This window comes from Kitasatospora sp. NPDC101155 (assembly GCF_044768305.1).
Taxonomy (GTDB): Bacteria; Actinomycetota; Actinomycetes; order Streptomycetales; family Streptomycetaceae; genus Kitasatospora.
On the sequence record NZ_JBIWPN010000009.1, the window covers coordinates 166,018 to 184,217 of the forward strand.

Consider the following 18,200-nt stretch of genomic DNA (forward strand, 5'->3'; position numbering starts at 1 on the left):
GCCATGACGGAGCCTGCCCAACCCCCGGAAGAGCAGCCGCCCGACGGAAACCACCCCGACGGCGCGCACCCCCTCGGGCTGCTGCCCGGGCGGCGCGGCGGACTGACCACCGCCGAGGTGGCCGAACGCGTCGCGAACGGCCAGGTCAACGACGTCCCGGTGCGGTCCAGCCGGTCCGCCAAGGAGATCGTCCAGGCCAACGTCTTCACCCGGTTCAACGCGATCATCGGCGTCATGTTCGGGATCATCCTGATCGTCGGCCCCATCCAGGACGGCCTGTTCGGCCTGGTCATCGTGGCCAACACGGCGATCGGCATCTTCCAGGAACTGCGCGCCAAGAAGACCCTGGACAGCCTGGCGCTGATCGGCGAGGCCCGCCCCCAGGTCCGCCGGGACGGCGCCGTCCAGCAGGTCGCCGTCTCCGGGATCGTCCTCGACGACACCGTGCTGCTCGGCATCGGCGACAAGGTGATCGTGGACGGCGACGTCACCGAGGCGGACGGCCTGGAGATCGACGAGTCGCTGCTCACCGGCGAACCCGACCCGGTCCTCAAGCAGCCCGGCGACCAGGTGATGTCCGGCAGCTTCGTGGTGGCCGGCGCGGGCGCCTTCACCGCCACCAAGGTCGGCCGCGAGGCCTACGCGGCCCAGCTGGCCGAGGAGGCCAGCAAGTTCACCCTGGTGAAGTCGGAGCTGCGCAGCGGCATCAACAGCATCCTGCGGTTCATCACCTACCTGCTGATCCCCACCGCGCTCGGCCTGATCATCAGCCAGCTGGCCGTCGAGGGCCGGGACTGGCGCGAGGCCGTCCGCCGGATGGTGGCCGGCATCGTGCCGATGGTCCCCGAGGGCCTGGTGCTGCTGACCTCGGTGGCCTTCGCGATCGGCGTGATCCGGCTCGGCCGCAAGCAGTGCCTGGTCCAGGAGCTCCCGGCGATCGAGGGCCTGGCCCGGGTGGACACCGTCTGCCTGGACAAGACCGGCACCCTCACCGAGGGCGGCATGGACGTGATCGACCTGCGGGTCATCTCCAACGGCGAGCCCGCCCCGGTCGAGCCGGACGCCATCAAGCACGCGCTCGCCGTGATGGCCGGCGCCGACGCCCGCCCCAACCCCTCCATGCAGGCCGTGATCGACGCGTACGGGCGGGGCGACGGCGGGGGCCCGGGCGGCAACGGCTGGCGGGTGATCGAGGCGATGCCGTTCTCCTCCGCCCGCAAGTGGAGCGGCGTCCAGCTGCTGGAGCCGCAGGGCGGCGAGGCCAGCTGGCTGCTCGGCGCCCCCGACGTGCTGCTGCCCGCCGGGCACCCGGCGCTCGCCGAGGTGGACGAGCTGGGCGCCCAGGGCCTGCGGGTGCTGCTGCTCGGCCGTACGCCCGTCCCGCTGGACTCCCCCGACCCGGCGGCCGACCTCACCCCGCTCGCCCTGGTGGTGCTCCAGCAGCGGCTGCGCGCGGACGCCGCCGACACCCTGCGCTACTTCGAGAGCCAGAACGTCCGGGCCAAGGTGATCTCCGGGGACGCGGCGGTCTCGGTCGGCGCGGTGGCCGGCCATCTCGGCCTGCCCGGCGCGGACCGCCCGCTGGACGCCCGCACCCTGCCGGAGGACCCCGAGCAGCTCGCCGAGACGGCCGACCGGACCAGCGTCTTCGGCCGGGTCAGCCCGCAGCAGAAGCGCCAGCTGGTCGGGGCGCTGCAGTCCCGCGGTCACACCGTGGCGATGACCGGCGACGGCGTCAACGACGTGCTCGCGCTCAAGGACGCCGACATCGGCGTGGCGATGGGCACCGGCTCGGACGCCACCAAGGCGGTCGCCCAGATCGTGCTGCTCAACGACTCCTTCGCGACCATGCCCTCGGTGGTCGCCGAGGGCCGCCGGGTGATCGGCAACATCGAGCGGGTCGCCGGGCTGTTCCTGGTGAAGACTGTCTACTCGGTGCTGCTGGCGCTGCTGGTGATCTTCACCCACTCGCCGTACCCGTTCCTGCCCCGGCACTCCACCGTGCTGTCCACCCTCACCATCGGCGTGCCGGCCTTCTTCCTGGCCCTGGCCCCCAACAACGAGCGGGCCCGCACCGGCTTCGTGAAGCGCGTCCTGCGGCTGGCGATCCCCGGCGGCGTCATCGCCGGCACCGGCACCTTCGTCGCCTACGCGCTGGCCCGCTCCGACCACGCGACCGACCTCAAGGGCGACACCAGCGTGGCCACCCTGACGCTCTTCCTGATCGCCATCTGGGTGCTCGCCATCGTCGCCCGCCCGTACAACTGGTGGCGGCTGCTGCTGATCGCCACCATGGGCGGCGCGTTCGCCCTGGTCCTGCTGGTCCCGGCGCTGTCCGACTTCTTCGAGCTCTCCCTGGTCAACGGGCGCGACCCGTGGACGGGCGTCGGCATCGCGCTGATCTGCGGCATGGTGCTGGAGTCCGCCTGGCACTGGATGAAGCGTCGCGGCCTGGAATGACCGCCCCTGCGCTTAGCATCTCCCTGAAAGGGGGTGCCGAATGGCGCGCAGGGGTGGGGAATTGGAGGCGTTCATCGCCTTCCTGGGCGGGCTGCTGGCGGCCGGGCTGACGGCGCTGGCGATGGCGGGCGTCGGCCTGGCGGTCAGGCCCACGCCCGCGCTGAAGGCAGCGGCGATGGTGACGCTCGGCACGGTCTGGCTGACCGTCACCACCACCGTCTACCTGCGGCTCAAGCCGCGCAACGGCTGAGACTCAGCCCTCGAAGTCGCGGGCCGCGGACAGCTCGTACGCCCGGTCCGGCTCGCTGAGCGCGGCCAGCACCTCGAAGCGCCGGTGCCACTGCCCGACCGACCAGGCGAGCCCGGCCGCCAGGCCCTCCGGGGTGGCCGCGTGCAGCAGTCCGGGCACCGGCGGGATCTCGAACTCGTCGTCCTCGTCGGCGGCTTCGGCCAGCTCCGGGTCGTACGGCGGCTCCGGGGCGTCCGCCTCCGGGTCCCAACGCCAGTCCACCGCGGCCTCGCCGCCGTCCGGGCCGACCACCAGGAGCTCCTCGTGCTCCTCGTAGGCGACCGGGCAGCCGGGCAGCAGCTCCCGCACCACGGCCGGCACCCGGTGCAGCACGCCCTCGGAGAGCACCCGGCCGCCGGCCACCTCGCTGGCCAGCGACACGTGCAGCCGCTCGGCGAGGTCCGCGGCGAGCGCCGGGGCGACCGGCAGCAGCGGGTACGGGTGCAGGAGCTGGACCAGGTCGGGGGCGTCCGCGACGACCGCCTCGGTGGCGTCCACCACCACCGTGCGGTCCGGGCGGCGCCCGGTGTCCGGGTCCAGCGGCGGCAGCGCCCGCACCACGTCCAGCGGTTCGATCCGCTCGCGCTCGACCCGGGCCAACGCGCTGTGGATGCCGTGCAGTTGGCGGTGCCCGACCTCGGCGTCCGGGTCGGTGAGCCGGTCCAGCACCTCGTCCGGGCCGTGGGTCTCGGCGAGCAGCGCGGCCAGCGTGGTGCGCACCCCGAGCGCGTGCAGGAACTGCTCGTCCAGGGTGGTGCGCGCCTCGTCGTACAGGCCGCGCAGCAGCGGGTCGGCCCCGGCGGCGCGCAGCCCGGCGGGCTCGCGGCCGGCCAGCACCGGGTGGTCGCGCAGCCACCAGGCGGTGTACGGCGGCAGGTCGGCGTAGGAGCCGTCCGGCAGCAGGGTGCGCACCGGGTTGACCACGGCGTCCCGGTACGGCGGGCGGGCGAGCGCGGCCAGCGCCTCCGGCCAGGCGTCGTCGTCCACCAGGTCGAGGTCGCGCACGGCCAGCAGCTCGGCGGCCACCGGCGGCACGCCGACCACCTCGTCCGCGTGCAGCGCCTCCAGGGCGTCCTCGGCCCAGTCGGCGAGCCCGTCCGGCGCCTCGTCCAGCAGGCCGGTGGGGTGGCCGCCGGCCGCCCGGTCGGCCGGCGCGGTCGGGTCGAGGCGCTCCAGGTCGTCCGGGTCGAGCACCACGTCCTCGGCGCGCACCAGCACGAAGTCGGCCAGCACGCCGACGGCCGTGAGCACCTCGGGGCCCCAGCGCTCCAGCACCTCGTCGTCCACCCAGCCGGCGTCCTCCTCGCGCGCGAGGGCGGCGAACGGGCTGCCGGGCAGCACGAGTTCGCCCGCGCGGGCGGGCTCGCCCTCGTCGTCCAGCAGCGCCAGCCGGGCCAGCCACGGGTGCTCGCCGGGCGCCGGGGCGGCGGCCTTCACCAGGGCCAGGACGGCGTCGGCCAGTTCGAGCGCGGCGTCCAGGTCGTCCTCGGCCAGCTCGTACGAGCGGGCGACGGCGGCCCGCACCTCGGGGGTGTCCAGCACCCCGGCGGGCGTGGCGGTGCCGGCACCGAGCTTGGCCAGCAGCGGGTGGGCGGCCTCCGGGTGGGCCAGCCGCAGGTCCAGCGCGGCGAGCGCCCCGGCCAGCGTCTCGGGGTAGCCGGGGAAGGCCGCCCAGTCGGCGTCCTCGGAGGGCAGCAGCACCCGCCGGGGCCCGGTGACGGTCCGCCCGTCCGCGAGCGGCACGGGCAGCGCGCCGAGCGCCTCCGGGTCGGCCGCGCCGAGCGCCGCGTACAGGTTGCGCCACCAGGCCGGGTCGCGGTCCAGGCCGCCGAGCTGGTCGACCACCTCGGCCAGCGGCACCCGGCGCACGTTCAGCACCCGCAGCTCGGTGCGGCGCTCCAGCCCGGCCGGCAGCAGCCCGGGGAAGATCGGCGCCAGCGCCTCGACCACCGAGCCGTCCGCGCCCTCCAGCAGCGTCGCGTCCCGGGGCCGCAGCGCGGGCGTGCCCTCCTCGACGACGCCCGGGTGCGGCAGGAACGGCGTGCCGGGCAGCCGGGACAGCACGGCCGCGCGCAGCGCGTTGTCCAGCGCGCCCTGCCCGAGCGGGCCCGGCACCAGGCCGAGTGAGCCCAGGTCGGCGCCGCGGGCGCGCAGCAGCTCGGCGTAGCTGTCGGCGGCGCGCTCGGTGAGGAAGTCGGCGAGCGGGCCGGGGGCGAGGTGCCGACGGGTGGAGTCCAGCGGGTAGGAGGCGATCAGCAGCGCGGGCAGGCCGATCGGCTCGTCGCTGGGGGTGGGCGCGTGCAGCACCGGCTCGATCGCGGGCCGCTGCGGGGCGCCGTCCTCGGCGACCGGGACGGCCCAGGTCACGGTCCAGTACGGGCGGGTGCGCTCCTCGGTGGGCCGGTCGGCGAGCAGCTCGGCGTCCAGCCGGCCGGAGGCGCCGACGGTCTGCCAGACCGTCCGCCGCGGCAGCCCGCCCGCGTCGTCGGTGACGGTGACCTCGGTGACGCCGTCCGGGCGCGGCTCGGCGGCGCTGCGGGTGAGCGTCCGGGTGCCGTCCGGGGTCTCCACCACCACCTCGGCCAGGCCGGGCAGGGTGAGCAGCAGCGCGTCGTCGATGCCGGCCAGCAGCCGGCGGGTCAGGTCCTCGGCGGCGACGTCCCGCAGCGGCAGCACCACCACGGTGTCGTAGCCCTCGGGAGCCGGACCCTCGGCCGCGAACGGCAGCCGCAGCAGTGGCACGTGGCCGTCCCGGCGGCGCAGCTCGTCGGTCAGCGCGGGCTGCGCCGCGGCCAGCGCGCGGGCCTCGCCGAGCGACCAGCGCACCCCGCCCGCGGCGCCCAGCACGGCGGGCTCGTCGGTGACGGCGAGGACGGCGGCGAAGCCGACGCCGAACCGGCCGACGGCGGGCTCCTCACCGCGCTTGGAGGAGGCGCGCAGGGTGGACAGCGACTCGACGGCGGCCGCGTCCAGCGGGGCGCCGGTGTTGGCGGCGGCCAGCACGCCGTCGGCCAGGGTCAGCCGCAGCCGCCCGGGGCCGCGCCCGGCCCGCACCGCCGCGTCGGCCGCGTTCTGCGCCAACTCGACGACCAGGCGGTCGCGGTAGCCGCCGAGCGCCAGCTCCTCCTCGGCGTTGGCGTCCTCCCGGAACCGGGCCGGCGAAGCGGCCCAGGCGTCCAGCACCCGGCGCCGCAGCGCGGCGCTCCCGAACGGGTCCGCGAGGTGCTCGTCCGCGCCGCTGCCGATGATCCGAGGTTCCACTGGACCTGCCGCCTTCCGCCGCCCTGTACGTCGTAGAGGCATTCTTCCCTGCCCCACCGACTACTCCCGACCACGGCCCGGCCCGACTGCGCCCGTACCCGGAAGATCCGCAGGCCAACGGCCGTGAGCCGAGTTCGTCCTCGGACGGCAGGCCGGGGGCGCAGGAGCGCGGAGCGGGCCGTCAAGCGACGCGGGCTCAGGAACGCCCGGGCTCAGGGCAGTGCCGACTCAGGACAGTGCCGGCTCAGGAGTGGCCGAGCTCCTCCGCCGGGGCGTCCGGCTCGACCGAGCCGGAGGCGCGGTCCGGGTGGAGCTGCAGCGGCTCGACCACCAGCTCGTCCAGGATCAGCTCGGACGGCGCCGGCGGGGCCGGGATGACGGCCGCCTCGGAGTGCCCACCGCAGCCGTACGCGAAGGAGACGATCTGCCCGTCGGCCGGGCCGAACTCGTTGCCGCACACGCCGAAGGCCTGCCCGAGCGAGCCGCCGATCGGGATCAGGAAGCCGCAGCTGCCGCACGCGGCGGGCGCCGCCTGGGCCATCGGGGTCTGCGGGCCGTGGGACTTCTCCCAGCGGTCGGCGGCCAGGTGCAGCCCGAGCCGGGAGAGCACCCGGCTGCGGCCCATGCCGAGCTCCTCGGCGACGGCGTTGATCTGGGCGCGGGCCGGGGCGAGCTGGACGTGCGGGTCGGTGACGACCACGTCCTCCTCCGCCGCGAGGGCGGCGACCGCGGAGTTCGGCGCGGGCTCGTCCTCGCCGCTCCAGCCGGGCTCCAGCCGCGCGTCGTCGGCGCCGGTGGGCAGCAGGTCGCCGGGGCCCATGTCGCCCGGGCGCAGCCGCTCGCTCCACGGCACCCACTCCGGGGCCAGCACGGCGTCGGGGCCGGGCAGCAGCACGACCTCGTCGAGGGTGACGTTCTTGGCCCGCGGCGCCCGCGCCACAGTGACCGCCCAGTGCCAGCCGCGGTAGGCGGCGTCCAGGCAGTCGAAGCTGTGGGTGACGACGCGGTCGGCGTCCGCCTGGACGCCCAGGTGCGGGCCGACCGCCTCGGGTCCGACAGCCTCCTCGGCAGCCTGACGAGCGAGTTCGACGGCCTCGGCACAGAGCCGGTCGGGGGTACGGCTTCGCATCGCAGCACTCACGGCGTCGATTCTCTCCCAGTTCTTCTGTCGCCCACGGCGTGTTGCCTGTTCCGTCGCGGCTCGGTAGTCCCTCGTCCATTCTGCGCGACCCGGGGCCGCCGCGGGTACCGACCGCGCCGCTCGACCGGCCTGCCGGCGCCCGGCGCCCCGGCGGGCGGACCTTGGGCAGGCTACCCGCCGGTCGGCACCCCGGCACAGTCCGGGGCGGAGCCGAGCGTTCCGCGACCGCGCCGAGCGGACCCGAATCCCGCGTCGCCACGGCGAATCTGGGGCAGGATGGGCTTGTGGCGGACGACAACCCGTCGCAGCACGCACTGCGCCCCTCGCCGGCCGTCAGCCCCGGCGGGGCGGACGCCGTGTCGCGACACCGGCCCCCTGTTCCCGCTGCGGGCGAACCGCGGTCGGGGGACGGTGCCGAGGCGCCCACCGCCCGGGTCAGCCTGGAGAAGCAGGACGTTCCGAACGACGCCCGCACCCGTCACCTCGCCACCCTCGACGACGACCTGGACGAGGAGCTCCCCGAGCCCCGCCGCCACTTCCTGGTCCGCATCGCCTCCGCCACCGGCATCCGCGTCGGCAAGCTGGTGCACGGCACCGGCCGCCGGATCCGCCGGGCCACCTCCGCCGAGGGCGCCGGCGAGTCCGGCCTCGCCAAGCTGATCGAGCTGCACGCGCTGAACTCCTTCGGCGACATGCTGATCACCATCGCGCTGGCCTCCACCATCTTCTTCTCCGTCCCCACCGGCCAGGCCCGCGGCCGGGTCGCCCTCTACCTGCTGATCACCATGGCCCCGTTCGCCCTGCTGGCCCCGGTGATCGGCCCGCTGCTGGACCGGATCCCGCACGGCCGCCGGGCGGCCATGGCGATGTCGATGCTGGCCCGGGCCGCGCTGGCCTGGACGATGGCCGGGGTGATCTCCGGCGGCGGCATCGCGCTCTACCCGGAGGCGCTGGGCGTGCTGGTGGCGTCCAAGGCGTACGGGGTGGTGCGCAGCGTCGTGGTGCCCCGGCTGCTGCCGAGCCGGCTGTCCCTGGTGAAGGCGAACTCCCGGGTCACCCTGGCCGGGCTGCTGGCCACCGGCGTGGCGGCCGCGGTGGGCGGGCTGCTGCACCTGATCGGGCCGAGCTGGCCGCTGCGCGGTGCCTTCCTGGTGTTCGTGATCGGCACCCTGATGGCCTTCCACCTGCCGCACGAGGTCGACTCGGCGAAGGGCGAGCAGCGGGCCGTCCTGCACGCCGAGGTGCACGGCGAGGGCTCGCACCTGATCCACCACAAGCCGCCGAAGGTGAAGGCCTCGCTGCGCACCGTCGGCCCCTCGGTGGTGCTGGCGCTGCGGGCGATGGCGGCGATGCGCTGGCTGGTCGGCTTCCTGGTGTTCTTCCTGGCCTTCCTGCTGCGCACCGACCCGATCGGCGGCCTGCGGCCGACCGTGGCGCTGGGCCTGGTGGCGCTGGCGGCCGGGGTGGGCAACGCGCTGGGCTCGGTGCTGGGCTCCTGGCTGCGCACCCGGGGCCCGGAGGCGACGGTCACCGCGATGCTGCTGCTGGCGGCCTGTGTGACGGCGGCCGCCGCGCTCTGGTACGGCGTGGTGACGGTGGTTCTGGTCGCGGCCCTGGCCGGGATGGCGGCCTCGCTGGGCAAGCTGGCGCTGGACGCGCTGATCCAGCGGGACGTCCCGGAGGCGGTGCGGACCTCGGCGTTCGCCCGTTCGGAGACCCTGCTGCAGTTGTCCTGGGTGGCGGGCGGCGGGGTCGGCATCGTGCTGCCGCTGAACGGGGTGCTGGGCCTGTCGATCGCGGCCGCGGTGGTCGGTCTGGTGCTGCTGTGGACGGTCCACTCGCTGCTGCGGCTGGGCCGGTGGCGGCACCCGGCCGCGCCGCGGGTGGCCTGAATCCGGCGGTGGGGCAACACGCGGTGGCCGACCCCCGCGTAGCGTGATCGGCCCGGCCCGGTAGATTCTGACGCATGAGCCTCAATTCCCGTGTCATCGCCGCCCTCGGCGCCGTCGTCGTGGTCGGCGCCGGCACGGTCGGCGGGTCCATCGCCTACGCCTCCGGCCAGACCGAGATCAACTCCCACCGTGCCACCCTGACGGTCGGCAACTCCTCGATCACCGCTAACCCGCTGTGCTGGAACGGCGGCAGCCCGATCACCGAGGACATGCAGCAGAAGTGCCAGGACGACGCCGCCCAGGCGCTCAAGGACGGCACCCTGCCGACCCGCGACGTGACGGCGAGCGACCGGCTCGGCGTCGGTGTCAGCCCGAACGTGGCCAAGTCCGGCTGGTGGGCCTTCACCAACGGCGGCTCGACCAGCCAGGGCGGCCGCTACAGCCTGTTCTCGTACGCCCAGGGCCCGACCTTCTCCGGCACCCAGCAGGCCGGCAAGGCGCTGAACGCCAGCGGCAAGACCGTGGTCACCGTGGTCGAGGGCGACAAGAACTCGGACAACCCGATCGCCGTCTGGTACTTCCAGCTGAACACCCAGACCAGCTGACGATCCTGCGATGACCGCGCACGTCACCGACGCGCACCCCGAGCGGTCGGGCCCCGAACGGGCCCGGCTGCTCGTCGTCGTCGCGGTGCCCGCCGAGGCCGAGGCCGTCCTGCGCGGCCTGCCCGGCGGGGCCGCCGCCCTGCCGCTGCAGGGGGGTGTGCTGCACCGGGCGCACGGTGCTCCGGTGGACGTGCTGGCCGCCGGGGTCGGCCCCGGCGCCGCCGCGGCGGGCGCCTCCGCCGCGCTGGCCGCCCGTCCGTACGGGCTGGTCGCCTCGGCCGGGATCGCCGGCGGTTTCGCCCCGCACGCCCCGGTCGGCGCCACTGTGGTGGCCGACGCGATCGTGGCCGCCGACCTCGGTGCCGAGACCCCCGAGGGCTTCGCCGATGTCACCGAGCTGGGCTTCGGCACCGTCCGGCACACCCCTGCCCCGACCGCCGTGGCGCTGGCCGCCCGGGCGCTGGGCGCGCAGGGCATCGACGTCGTGGCCGGCCCGGTGCTGACCGTCTCCACCGTGACCGGCAGCGCCGGGCGGGCAGACGAGCTGGCCGCCCGGCATCCGGGCGCCGCCGCCGAGGCGATGGAGGGCTTCGGCGTGGCCGAGGCCGCCGCCTGGTACGGCGTACCGGCCTTCGAACTGCGGACCGTGTCCAACCCGGTGGGCCCGCGCGACCGGGCCGCCTGGCGGATCGGCGAGGCCTTGGCCGCCCTGGAGCGGGCCTTCGCCGCGCTGCCCGTCGCCGAACTGATCGAGGAGGCCGGCCGTGGCTGAACGGCTGAGCATCGCGTACTCGCCCTGCCCGAACGACACCTTCGTCTTCCACGCCTGGGCGCACGGCCTGGTGCCCGGGGCGGACGCCCCTGAGGTGACCTTCGCCGACATCGACATCACCAACGGCCTGGCCGAGCGCGGCGAGCTGGACGTGCTGAAGATCAGCTACGGCGCGCTGCCCTGGGTCCTGGAGGAGTACGCCCTGCTGCCCTGCGGCGGCGCGCTCGGGCGCGGCTGCGGTCCGCTGGTGCTCACCCTGCCGGGCGTGGGCTCGCCCGCGGAGCTCGCCGGGAAGACGGTGGCGGTGCCGTCCGAGCGCTCCACCGCCTACCTGCTGTTCCGGCTCTGGGCGGCCGAGGCGGTACCGGGCGGCTTCGGCGAGATCGTCGTGCTGCCGTTCCACGAGATCATGCCCGCCGTCCGGGACGGCCGGGTGGACGCCGGCCTGGTGATCCACGAGGCCCGCTTCACCTACCAGCAGTACGGCCTGCACAGCCTGGCCGACATGGGCGAGGCCTGGGAGGAGCGGACCGGCCTGCCGATCCCGCTCGGCGCGATCGTCGCCAAGCGCTCACTGGGCGCCGAGCGGCTGCGCGCCCTCGCCGACACGATCCGCGCCTCCGTCCGCCAGGCCTGGGCGGAGCCGGCGGCCAGCCGCGAGTACGTGCTGGCGCACGCCCAGGAGATGGACCCGGCGGTCGCCGACCAGCACATCGGGCTGTACGTGAACGAGTTCACCGCCGACCTCGGCGAGGAGGGCTACGGGGCCGTCCGCGCGCTGCTCACCCGGGCCGCCGCGGAGGGGCTGGTGCCCCCGCTCGACCCGGGTGCGCTCGCGTTCGGGTAGCCCCGGACTCCAGGGACTCCAGGGCACCCGAACGCGATGGCGCCGGGGCGCCGGGGGCGCCTCAGACGTCGAACTGGTCGGCCACCGCGCGCAGCAGGCCGGCCAGCTTCTGGCCGGTGGGCTTGGCCGGGTAGCGACCGCGCTGGAGGCCGGGCAGCACCGTGTCCAGGGTGGTGATCAGGTCCTGGACGATCGGCGCCATGTCGTCGGCGCTCCTGCGCTGGGCGGCGGCCACCGACGGCAGCGCCTCCAGCAGCTGCACGGCCATCGCCTGGTCCCCGCGATGGCCGGCGACCACGCCGAACTCGACCCGCTGGCCCGGCTTCAGCACGGTGACACCGGCGGGCAGCGCCTTGGTGTGGACGAAGACGTCGTCACCGTCGTCGCGCGACAGGAAGCCGAAGCCCTTCGTCTCGTTGAACCACTTGACCTGGCCGGTGGGCATCTCGAACAGTCCTCGAATGGGTGTGAGGGATCCCGGCCCTGGCCGGGGATCACTGGATGGTGTGGGAAAAAAGGACGGCCGACCTCGGCTCGACGCCCATGGGCGCTCACGGTCAGCGCGTCGTCGGGAGCAGACTAACGGTCCGTCACTGCCTCACCCGCGTTCCGCGAAGGAGGCGCGTTCCGAGGCCCGCCCGGGGCGACGGGAGCGCGGGGATCTCGCGGCCACGGGCGACCCGGTACTGGCACGGCCGGGGCGCTTCTCGGCACAGTCCATCGGCTCACACCTCCGGGTCTGAGGACACGGGACGCACCTGCAGCGCCCCTCGGCACCCCCTGCATACCCCCGCCCAGCAGGGATCAAAACGTTCAGCTGCCGGGAAACTGCGCAACGTGACCGACCCGCTCCGGTGGGCCGCCCCGGCGGCCGCTCTGCCAGACTGGGGGCACCCAGCGCAGCCCCGGAGGAGTGAGCAGTCGTGAGCAGCCAGAGCGCCGACCCCGGCGACGTGTACGTCAAGGCCGGGACGGTCGTCTTCGCCTTCGGCGCGCTCGCCACCATGGTCACCTTCGTCCCGCTGTTCCTGCACCTGACGCCGCTGCCGACGGCGATGTACTGGCTGAGCATGCTGATGCCGGCCGGTTTCCTGTCCGCGCTGACCGGGCTGTTCCTGAACGCCCGGGCGCAGCGCCGCCGGGTGGAGCCCCGGCAGCCCGCCTAGTTCGCCCCGAGGTGCCGGTCGAGCCACTCCGGGAAGCCGGTGAGGTCCGCGAGCACCACGTCCGCCCCGGCCTCGCGCAGCTCGTCCGCGCCGTACGGGCCGGTGGCCACGCCGACCGCGACCGCCTCCGCGTGCCGGGCGCCCCGGATGTCGCCGAGGTGGTCGCCGACGTAGATGCTCGCGCCGTGCGCGCGCAGCGCCTCGCCCTTGGTCTCCGCCCAGAGGTCGCCGATCACGATGTCCGCCGCCATCCCGGCGTGCTCCAGGTGGAGGTGGGCGTTCGGCTCGTACTTGCCGGTGATCACCGCGACCCGGCCGCCGTGGGCGCGGACCGCCTCGACGGCGGCGTGCGCGCCCGGGAGGGGCACGGTCGGGGCGAAGGCGTGGTCGCGGTACAGCTCGCGGTAGCGGGCGACGGCCCGCTCCGCCTCGTCCTCCGGGAACCAGTTGCGGATCTCGTTCAGCGGCGGCGGGCCGAGCCGGGTGACCACCAGGTCGGCGTCGATGTACGTTCCGGTCTCGGCGGAGAGCGCCTCGTAGGTGGCGCGAATACCCGGACGGGTGTCCAGCAGCGTCATGTCGAGGTCGAAACCGACGGTGAGCGGGGCGGTGGGGATCACGGGCATGCCGCCAGGCTATCCAACGGACACCGAGGGCGACGAAGGAATTTGCCCCGGCTTCCGGACGGAACTTAGGTTTACCTGAGTTGTCTGCGGAGAGGGCTCATGACCGACACCACCGCACCACACACCACCGCACCACCGGGAACGCGGCGCGCACCCCGCCGCCGAGCACTGTGGCTCGCCGCCTCGCTGGCCGCGCTGGCCGTCGCGGTACTGCTGAGCCTGGCGGTCGGCAGCCGCACCATCCCGTTCTCCGGGACGCTCCACGCGCTGCTGCACGGCGGCGACAGCGCCGACGCCGTGGTGATCCGGGAGCTGCGGCTGCCGCGGACGGTCGTCGGGCTGGCCGTCGGCGCGGCGCTCGGCCTGGCCGGGGCCGTGATGCAGGGCCTGACCCGCAACCCGATCGCCGACCCGGGCATCCTGGGCGTCTCCCAGGGCGCGGCGGCGGGCGTGGTGGTCGCCATTTCCGGCTTCGGCGTCTCCACCCTCACCGGGTACGTGTGGTTCGGCTTCGCCGGCGCGGTGATCGCCACCGTGCTGGTCTACGGCCTCGCCGGGCGCGGCCGGGGCGGGGCGACCCCGATCAAGCTGGCCCTGGCCGGCTCGGCGATGTCCGCCTTCATCGCCTCGCTCAACGCCCTGGTGCTGACCACGGACGCGGCCACCATGGACCAGTTCCGTTTCTGGCACGTCGGCTCGCTCTCCGGGCGCACGGCGGACGTCGCCTGGCAGCTGCTGCCGTTCCTCGCAGTCGGCACCCTGCTGGTGGTCGCGGTGGCCCGCGGCCTGGACGCGCTGGCGCTCGGCGAGGACACCGCCAAGGGCCTGGGCGCCAAGACCGGCCTGGTCCGCGCGGTCTGCGCCCTCGGTGCCACCGTCCTGACCGGCTCCGCGGTGGCCGCGGCCGGCCCGATCGCCTTCGTCGGCCTCGCCGTCCCGCACGCCGCCCGCGCCGTCGCCGGCGCCGACCACCGCTGGATCCTCGCCTTCTCCGCCGTCCTCGGCCCGGCCCTGCTGCTGCTCGCCGACACCTTCGGCCGGGTGCTCTTCCCGCCGTCGGAGGTCCCGGCCGGCGCGATGACGGCACTGGTCGGAGTGCCGGTGCTGGTGGCACTGGTCCGGCGCAGGAAGGTGGTGGCGGCATGACGTCGGTGTCCCTGCGCGGGTACTCCGTGGTGCGGGCCGGGCGGGCGTCCCTCCTGCTCCACCGGCGCTCCGCGGCCGCCGCCGTCGGGCTGCTCGTCGTGCTCGCCGCGACCGTCGTCGCCTCGCTCTGCCTCGGCGAGTCGACCGTCTCGCCCGGCGAGGTGGTCAAGGTGGTGCTCGGTCGGCCGAGCCCCGACGAGCTGGTGGTCGGGGAGTTCCGGCTGCCCCGCGTGGTGGTCGGGTTGCTGGTCGGGGCGGCGCTCGGGCTGGCCGGGGCGCTGGTCCAGACCGTCGCCCGCAATCCGCTGGCCAGCCCCGATGTGGTGGGCGTGACCTGGGGTGCGACCGCGACCGTCGTCGGGCTGATGGCGTACGGGGTGGTCGGCTCGACCGGGCAGGCGCCGTACGCGGCGGTCGGCGGCGGGCTGGTGGCCGGGCTGCTGGTGTACGCGCTGGCCTGGCGGCGCGGGCTGCACGCGCAGCGCTTCGTGCTGATCGGCATCGGGATCAGCGTGGCGCTGTCCTCCCTCACCTCGGTCTTCCTCACCAAGGGCGACGGCTTCCAGGCGCAGGCCGCCAAGGTCTGGATGACCGGCAGTCTGAACGGCTCCGGCTACGACCAGGCCGGCCGGCTGGCCTGGGTGCTGCTGGCGGCCCTGCCGGTGGCGCTGTGGGCGGCGCGCGCCCAGCGATCGATCTCCTTCGACGACGCCACCGCCGTCGGCCTCGGCCTGCGGCTGGACCGGATCCGGCTGGGCATGGCGCTGCTGGGCATCGTGCTGGCCTCCTGCGCGGCCGGCGCCGCCGGGCCGGTGGACTTCGTCGCGCTGATGGCCCCGCAGATCGCGCTGCGGCTGGCCCGTTCGGCGCAGATCCCGCTGTTCTGCTCGGCGCTGACCGGCGCGCTCGTCGTGGTGCTCGCCGACCTGATCGCCCGGCGCCTGCTCGCCCCGACCGAGCTGCCGGTGGGCGTGGTGACCGGCATGGTCGGCGCTCCGTACCTGATGTGGCTGCTGATCCTCCCCCGAACTCCGTTCGGGGGTACCCCCATCCGCCGTGGAGGTTCCTGATGACCCCGAGGACGCACCGCCTGGAGGCCCGGGGCCTCACCCTGGCCTACGAGGCGCGCACGGTCGTCGAGGGCCTCGACGTCCGCATCCCCGACGGCCGGGTGACGGTGATCGTCGGCCCGAACGCCTGCGGCAAGTCGACGCTGCTGCGCGCCCTCGGTCGGCTGCTGAGGCCCGTCCGGGGCGCCGTGCTGCTCGACGGGCTGGAGCTGGCGCGGATCCCCACCAAGCGGATCGCCCAGCGGCTCGGCCTGCTGCCGCAGTCGCCGACCGCCCCGGAGGGCATCTCGGTGGCGGACCTGGTCTCCCGGGGCCGCCAGCCGCACCAGAGCTGGTGGCAGCAGTGGTCGGCGGAGGACGAGGCGGCGGTCGCGGAGGCGCTGGAGCGCACCTCCACGGCGGAGCTGGCCGAGCGCAGCATGGACGAGCTGTCGGGCGGGCAGCGCCAGCGCGCCTGGATCGCGATGGCGCTCGCCCAGGGCACGGACATCCTGCTGCTGGACGAGCCGACCACCTACCTGGACATCGCCCACCAGGTGGAGGTGCTGGACCTGGTGCGCCGGCTGAACGTCGAGCGCGGCCGGACGGTGGTCGCCGTGCTGCACGACCTCAACCAGGCCGCCCGGTACGCCGACCACCTGGTGGCGATGCGGGACGGCCGGGTGGTGGCGCAGGGCGCGCCCGGGGAGGTGGTGACGGCGGAGCTGGTGCGGGAGGTGTTCGGGCTGGAGTCGGTGGTGGTGCCGGATCCGGTGACGGGCACGCCGTTGGTCGTTCCGGGTGCTCCGTGGGTGGCGGCGGAGGAAGCCTCGGAGGAAGCTGCGGAGGCCTGACGGCATGCGTGGCCGCCTGACGACATGTCCGGGCTCCTGCGCCATTAGTGGCCGCCCAATAGCACTTTAGGCATCATTTCGGACATAATCGACACGCTCCCGCCCGTTGCCGCGCCGCCTACGCCGGAGGACCCGCCGATGCCCCGGATCGCCCGCCGTACGCTCCTCGTCGGCCTCGGCGGCGCCGCGCTCGCGGCGTGCACGTCCGGGCAGTCGGCTCCGCCGACCACCAACAACCTCGGGGCGACCCCCACCCCTAACCCGGCGCCGCCGGTCACGGTGAACGCCGCGACCGGGCCGGTGCTGGTGCCCGGCGAGCCGCTGCGGGTGGTCGTGCTGGACACCGATGTGCTCGACTCCGCACTGACGCTCGGCATCACCCCGATCGGCGCCGCGCTCCCGGCCGCCGACACCCGCTTCCCGGAGTACTGGCCGGTCTCCCGTACGGCGGGCATCCGGCTGGTCGGCCCGGCCGGCGCGCCGGACCTCGCCGCCGTACGGGCCCTGCGGCCGGACCTGATCCTCTCCAACCAGACCCGCGACGGCGACCGGTACGGGCAGTTGAGCGCGCTCGCCCCGACCGTGCTCACCCAGACCACCGGGGCTCCGTGGAAGGCGAACTTCCAGTTGCACGCCCAGGCGTTGAGCCGGGTGGCGGCGGCCGCGGCCTTCGCCTCCGCGTACCAGAAGCACGCCGGACAGGTGGCGCAGGCGCTGGCGGCGGCGAAGCTGTCGGGGCGCAAGGTGAGCCTGGTGCGGTTCACGGAGGGCGGCGGGATCCGGCTGTTCGGGCGGCAGAGCTTCCCCGGGAGCGTGCTCGCCGAGGCCGGGGTCGGGCGGCCGGATCCGCAGAACGTCGACCAGTCGGACTTCGAGATCCCGCCGGACCAGATCGGCAAGGCCGACGGCGACCTGCTGCTGTACGCGACCTACGGCGATCCGGAGCGGGCGGGCGCCAACGCGACGCTGGCGAGCCCGGGCTGGCAGGCGCTGGGGGCGGTGAAGGCGCACCGGGCGTTCCCGGTGGACGACCAGCTGTGGTTCCAGGGGATCGGGTACACGGGCGCCAACTTCATGCTGGACGAGCTGCAGCGCTTCCTCGGCTTCCCCGGGGCATAGTCCGTCCACTGACGACAAGTCGACTTGGTGAGGACTGTGCGGCCGACCGGCACTTCCGCCACAATGGGCCGCCATCGTCACATCCGACCCGGGGGAAACACCATGTCAACTGCGGTGGCTCCGACCGCTCCCGACGCCCGGGGCCGGGCCGCCGTCGAGGCGGCCTCGGCCGCCGCCTGATTCAGCGCGAACTCGCGTAGCGGGCCGGGGAGATGCCGACCGCTGCGGTGAAGTCCCGGGTGAGGTGGGCCTGGTCGGCGTAGCCGAGTTCCACGGCCAGCGCCGCCAGGTCCAACCCACCTTCTGCAGCCGCTCGTTCGGCGGCCTCGTGCAGCCGGGCACGGCGCAGCACCCACTTCGGGGAGGCCCCGACGTACTCGGCGAACAGCCGCTGGAGGCTGCGGACGGTCACGCCCAGCTCGCGGGCCAGGTCGTCCACCCGGAACAGGTCCGGGGAGCCGGTGATCCGGTCCACCATGGCGGCGACCTCCTCGGCGACCGGGTCGGGCGCGGGGAGGCGGGGCAGCAGGAAGGCGTCGGCCCGCTCGGCGCCCGGCACGTCGAGGATCCGGGCGTTGCACCGGTCCGCCTCCGGGCCGAAGTACTCGGCGGCAGGGACGGACCGATCAGCGAGGACGCTCACCGGGTGCCCGGCGAAGGGGCGGAAGGCACCCGGGCGGAACTTCACGCCCAGCACGTGCCCGGCACCCTCCAGGCGGCGGACGAAGAGCGAGCGGTCCACCCCGTACACGCGGGCCTGCGGGGCCTCGAAGACCAGGTGGACGTTGGGGTGGGCGAGCACCTTCTGCTCGTACGGGGGCAGGCCGGTCAGGTCCCAGCGCACCAGCCAGTAGAACTCCACGAAGCGCGCCACGGCGGGCGCGGGCGCGAGCCGCTCCACGCTGATCAGCTCGGCGGCCTTGGCGGGGTGGAGCACGCCTCGGCCGAGATCGGGAGAGTCCATGGCGGCCAG

At 75.0% G+C, this 18,200-nt stretch carries 16 protein-coding genes; 11 read left to right on the top strand and 5 right to left on the bottom strand.

Annotated features, from left to right (window positions below):
• Window positions 1-3: 3 nt before the first annotated feature.
• Both ACIRYZ_RS16250 and ACIRYZ_RS16255 read left to right on the top strand, forming a co-directional pair.
• Entirely contained in the window at window positions 4-2,460 is a 2,457-nt protein-coding gene (locus tag ACIRYZ_RS16250) for an HAD-IC family P-type ATPase (RefSeq protein WP_402944372.1), read from the top strand.
• Between the two features lie 40 nt (window positions 2,461-2,500).
• Window positions 2,501-2,710, top strand: a complete 210-nt coding sequence (locus ACIRYZ_RS16255) for a hypothetical protein (RefSeq protein WP_402944374.1) — start codon at window positions 2,501-2,503, stop codon at window positions 2,708-2,710.
• A gap of 3 nt (window positions 2,711-2,713) precedes the next feature.
• Here the strand turns inward: ACIRYZ_RS16255 and ACIRYZ_RS16260 are convergent, their stop codons facing one another.
• Both ACIRYZ_RS16260 and ACIRYZ_RS16265 read right to left on the bottom strand, forming a co-directional pair.
• Window positions 2,714-6,010: a sacsin N-terminal ATP-binding-like domain-containing protein gene (locus tag ACIRYZ_RS16260; protein ID WP_402944376.1), complete on the bottom strand. Its 3,297-nt coding sequence runs from the start codon at window positions 6,008-6,010 to the stop codon at window positions 2,714-2,716.
• 244 nt (window positions 6,011-6,254) lie between these two features.
• On the bottom strand, window positions 6,255-7,139 hold the full coding sequence (locus ACIRYZ_RS16265) for a DUF3027 domain-containing protein (RefSeq protein WP_393033558.1): 885 nt from the start codon (window positions 7,137-7,139) through the stop codon (window positions 6,255-6,257).
• Between the two features lie 551 nt (window positions 7,140-7,690).
• On the opposite strand from ACIRYZ_RS16265, the gene ACIRYZ_RS16270 reads away from it, so the two are divergent.
• The 4 genes from ACIRYZ_RS16270 (at window position 7,691) to ACIRYZ_RS16285 (ending at window position 11,267) form a co-directional block, all read left to right on the top strand.
• Window positions 7,691-9,043 (top strand): MFS transporter, encoded by a 1,353-nt coding sequence (locus ACIRYZ_RS16270; protein WP_402944636.1) that lies wholly within the window; start codon window positions 7,691-7,693, stop codon window positions 9,041-9,043.
• Window positions 9,044-9,117: 74 nt separating this feature from the next.
• Window positions 9,118-9,648 (top strand): hypothetical protein, encoded by a 531-nt coding sequence (locus tag ACIRYZ_RS16275; RefSeq protein WP_402944379.1) that lies wholly within the window; start codon window positions 9,118-9,120, stop codon window positions 9,646-9,648.
• Between the two features lie 10 nt (window positions 9,649-9,658).
• Entirely contained in the window at window positions 9,659-10,420 is a 762-nt protein-coding gene (locus ACIRYZ_RS16280; protein ID WP_402944381.1) for a futalosine hydrolase, read from the top strand.
• A complete protein-coding gene (locus ACIRYZ_RS16285) occupies window positions 10,413-11,267 on the top strand; it encodes a 1,4-dihydroxy-6-naphthoate synthase (RefSeq protein WP_402944383.1) in 855 nt (284 codons plus the stop codon). Before ACIRYZ_RS16280 ends, ACIRYZ_RS16285 begins: the two co-directional genes overlap by 8 nt.
• A gap of 61 nt (window positions 11,268-11,328) precedes the next feature.
• On the opposite strand, the gene ACIRYZ_RS16290 is transcribed toward ACIRYZ_RS16285, so the two are convergent.
• On the bottom strand, window positions 11,329-11,712 hold the full coding sequence (locus ACIRYZ_RS16290; protein ID WP_402944385.1) for a cold-shock protein: 384 nt from the start codon (window positions 11,710-11,712) through the stop codon (window positions 11,329-11,331).
• 478 nt (window positions 11,713-12,190) lie between these two features.
• Here ACIRYZ_RS16290 and ACIRYZ_RS16295 point away from each other — a divergent pair, with 478 nt between their 5' ends.
• Entirely contained in the window at window positions 12,191-12,433 is a 243-nt protein-coding gene (locus ACIRYZ_RS16295) for a hypothetical protein (protein WP_402944387.1), read from the top strand.
• On the opposite strand, the gene ACIRYZ_RS16300 is transcribed toward ACIRYZ_RS16295, so the two are convergent.
• Window positions 12,430-13,059: an HAD family hydrolase gene (locus ACIRYZ_RS16300; protein WP_402944389.1), complete on the bottom strand. Its 630-nt coding sequence runs from the start codon at window positions 13,057-13,059 to the stop codon at window positions 12,430-12,432. The two genes, ACIRYZ_RS16295 and ACIRYZ_RS16300, sit on opposite strands and share 4 nt — an antisense overlap.
• Window positions 13,060-13,158: 99 nt before the next feature.
• Between ACIRYZ_RS16300 and ACIRYZ_RS16305 the strand changes: the two genes are divergently transcribed.
• The 4 genes from ACIRYZ_RS16305 (at window position 13,159) to ACIRYZ_RS16320 (ending at window position 17,227) form a co-directional block, all read left to right on the top strand.
• Window positions 13,159-14,205 carry a FecCD family ABC transporter permease gene (locus ACIRYZ_RS16305; protein WP_402944391.1) on the top strand — a complete coding sequence of 349 codons (1,047 nt, stop codon included), beginning with the start codon at window positions 13,159-13,161 and terminating at the stop codon, window positions 14,203-14,205.
• Window positions 14,202-15,275, top strand: a complete 1,074-nt coding sequence (locus tag ACIRYZ_RS16310; protein WP_402944393.1) for a FecCD family ABC transporter permease — start codon at window positions 14,202-14,204, stop codon at window positions 15,273-15,275. Before ACIRYZ_RS16305 ends, ACIRYZ_RS16310 begins: the two co-directional genes overlap by 4 nt.
• Entirely contained in the window at window positions 15,275-16,108 is an 834-nt protein-coding gene (locus tag ACIRYZ_RS16315; RefSeq protein WP_402944396.1) for an ABC transporter ATP-binding protein, read from the top strand. The genes ACIRYZ_RS16310 and ACIRYZ_RS16315 overlap by 1 nt, the downstream gene beginning before the upstream one ends.
• A gap of 138 nt (window positions 16,109-16,246) precedes the next feature.
• Entirely contained in the window at window positions 16,247-17,227 is a 981-nt protein-coding gene (locus ACIRYZ_RS16320) for an ABC transporter substrate-binding protein (RefSeq protein WP_402944399.1), read from the top strand.
• Window positions 17,228-17,408: 181 nt separating this feature from the next.
• On the opposite strand, the gene ACIRYZ_RS16325 is transcribed toward ACIRYZ_RS16320, so the two are convergent.
• The gene (locus ACIRYZ_RS16325) at window positions 17,409-18,191 is read right to left on the bottom strand and encodes a DUF6597 domain-containing transcriptional factor (protein ID WP_402944402.1); all 783 of its coding nucleotides are present in this window, start codon (window positions 18,189-18,191) and stop codon (window positions 17,409-17,411) included.
• Window positions 18,192-18,200: the final 9 nt, after the last annotated feature.

Bases quoted from the DNA above. Each gene is read 5' to 3' on its own strand.
- ACIRYZ_RS16250 (WP_402944372.1), top strand. From the start codon at position 4: ATGACGGAGCCTGCCCAACCCCCGGAAGAGCAGCCGCCCGACGGAAAC.
- ACIRYZ_RS16255 (WP_402944374.1), top strand. From the start codon at position 2,501: ATGGCGCGCAGGGGTGGGGAATTGGAGGCGTTCATCGCCTTCCTGGGC.
- ACIRYZ_RS16265 (WP_393033558.1), bottom strand. From the start codon at position 7,139: ATGCGAAGCCGTACCCCCGACCGGCTCTGTGCCGAGGCCGTCGAACTC.
- ACIRYZ_RS16275 (WP_402944379.1), top strand. From the start codon at position 9,118: ATGAGCCTCAATTCCCGTGTCATCGCCGCCCTCGGCGCCGTCGTCGTG.
- ACIRYZ_RS16280 (WP_402944381.1), top strand. From the start codon at position 9,659: ATGACCGCGCACGTCACCGACGCGCACCCCGAGCGGTCGGGCCCCGAA.
- ACIRYZ_RS16290 (WP_402944385.1), bottom strand. From the start codon at position 11,712: ATGCCCACCGGCCAGGTCAAGTGGTTCAACGAGACGAAGGGCTTCGGC.
- ACIRYZ_RS16300 (WP_402944389.1), bottom strand. From the start codon at position 13,059: ATGCCCGTGATCCCCACCGCCCCGCTCACCGTCGGTTTCGACCTCGAC.
- ACIRYZ_RS16305 (WP_402944391.1), top strand. From the start codon at position 13,159: ATGACCGACACCACCGCACCACACACCACCGCACCACCGGGAACGCGG.
- ACIRYZ_RS16310 (WP_402944393.1), top strand. From the start codon at position 14,202: ATGACGTCGGTGTCCCTGCGCGGGTACTCCGTGGTGCGGGCCGGGCGG.
- ACIRYZ_RS16315 (WP_402944396.1), top strand. From the start codon at position 15,275: ATGACCCCGAGGACGCACCGCCTGGAGGCCCGGGGCCTCACCCTGGCC.
- ACIRYZ_RS16320 (WP_402944399.1), top strand. From the start codon at position 16,247: ATGCCCCGGATCGCCCGCCGTACGCTCCTCGTCGGCCTCGGCGGCGCC.
- ACIRYZ_RS16325 (WP_402944402.1), bottom strand. From the start codon at position 18,191: ATGGACTCTCCCGATCTCGGCCGAGGCGTGCTCCACCCCGCCAAGGCC.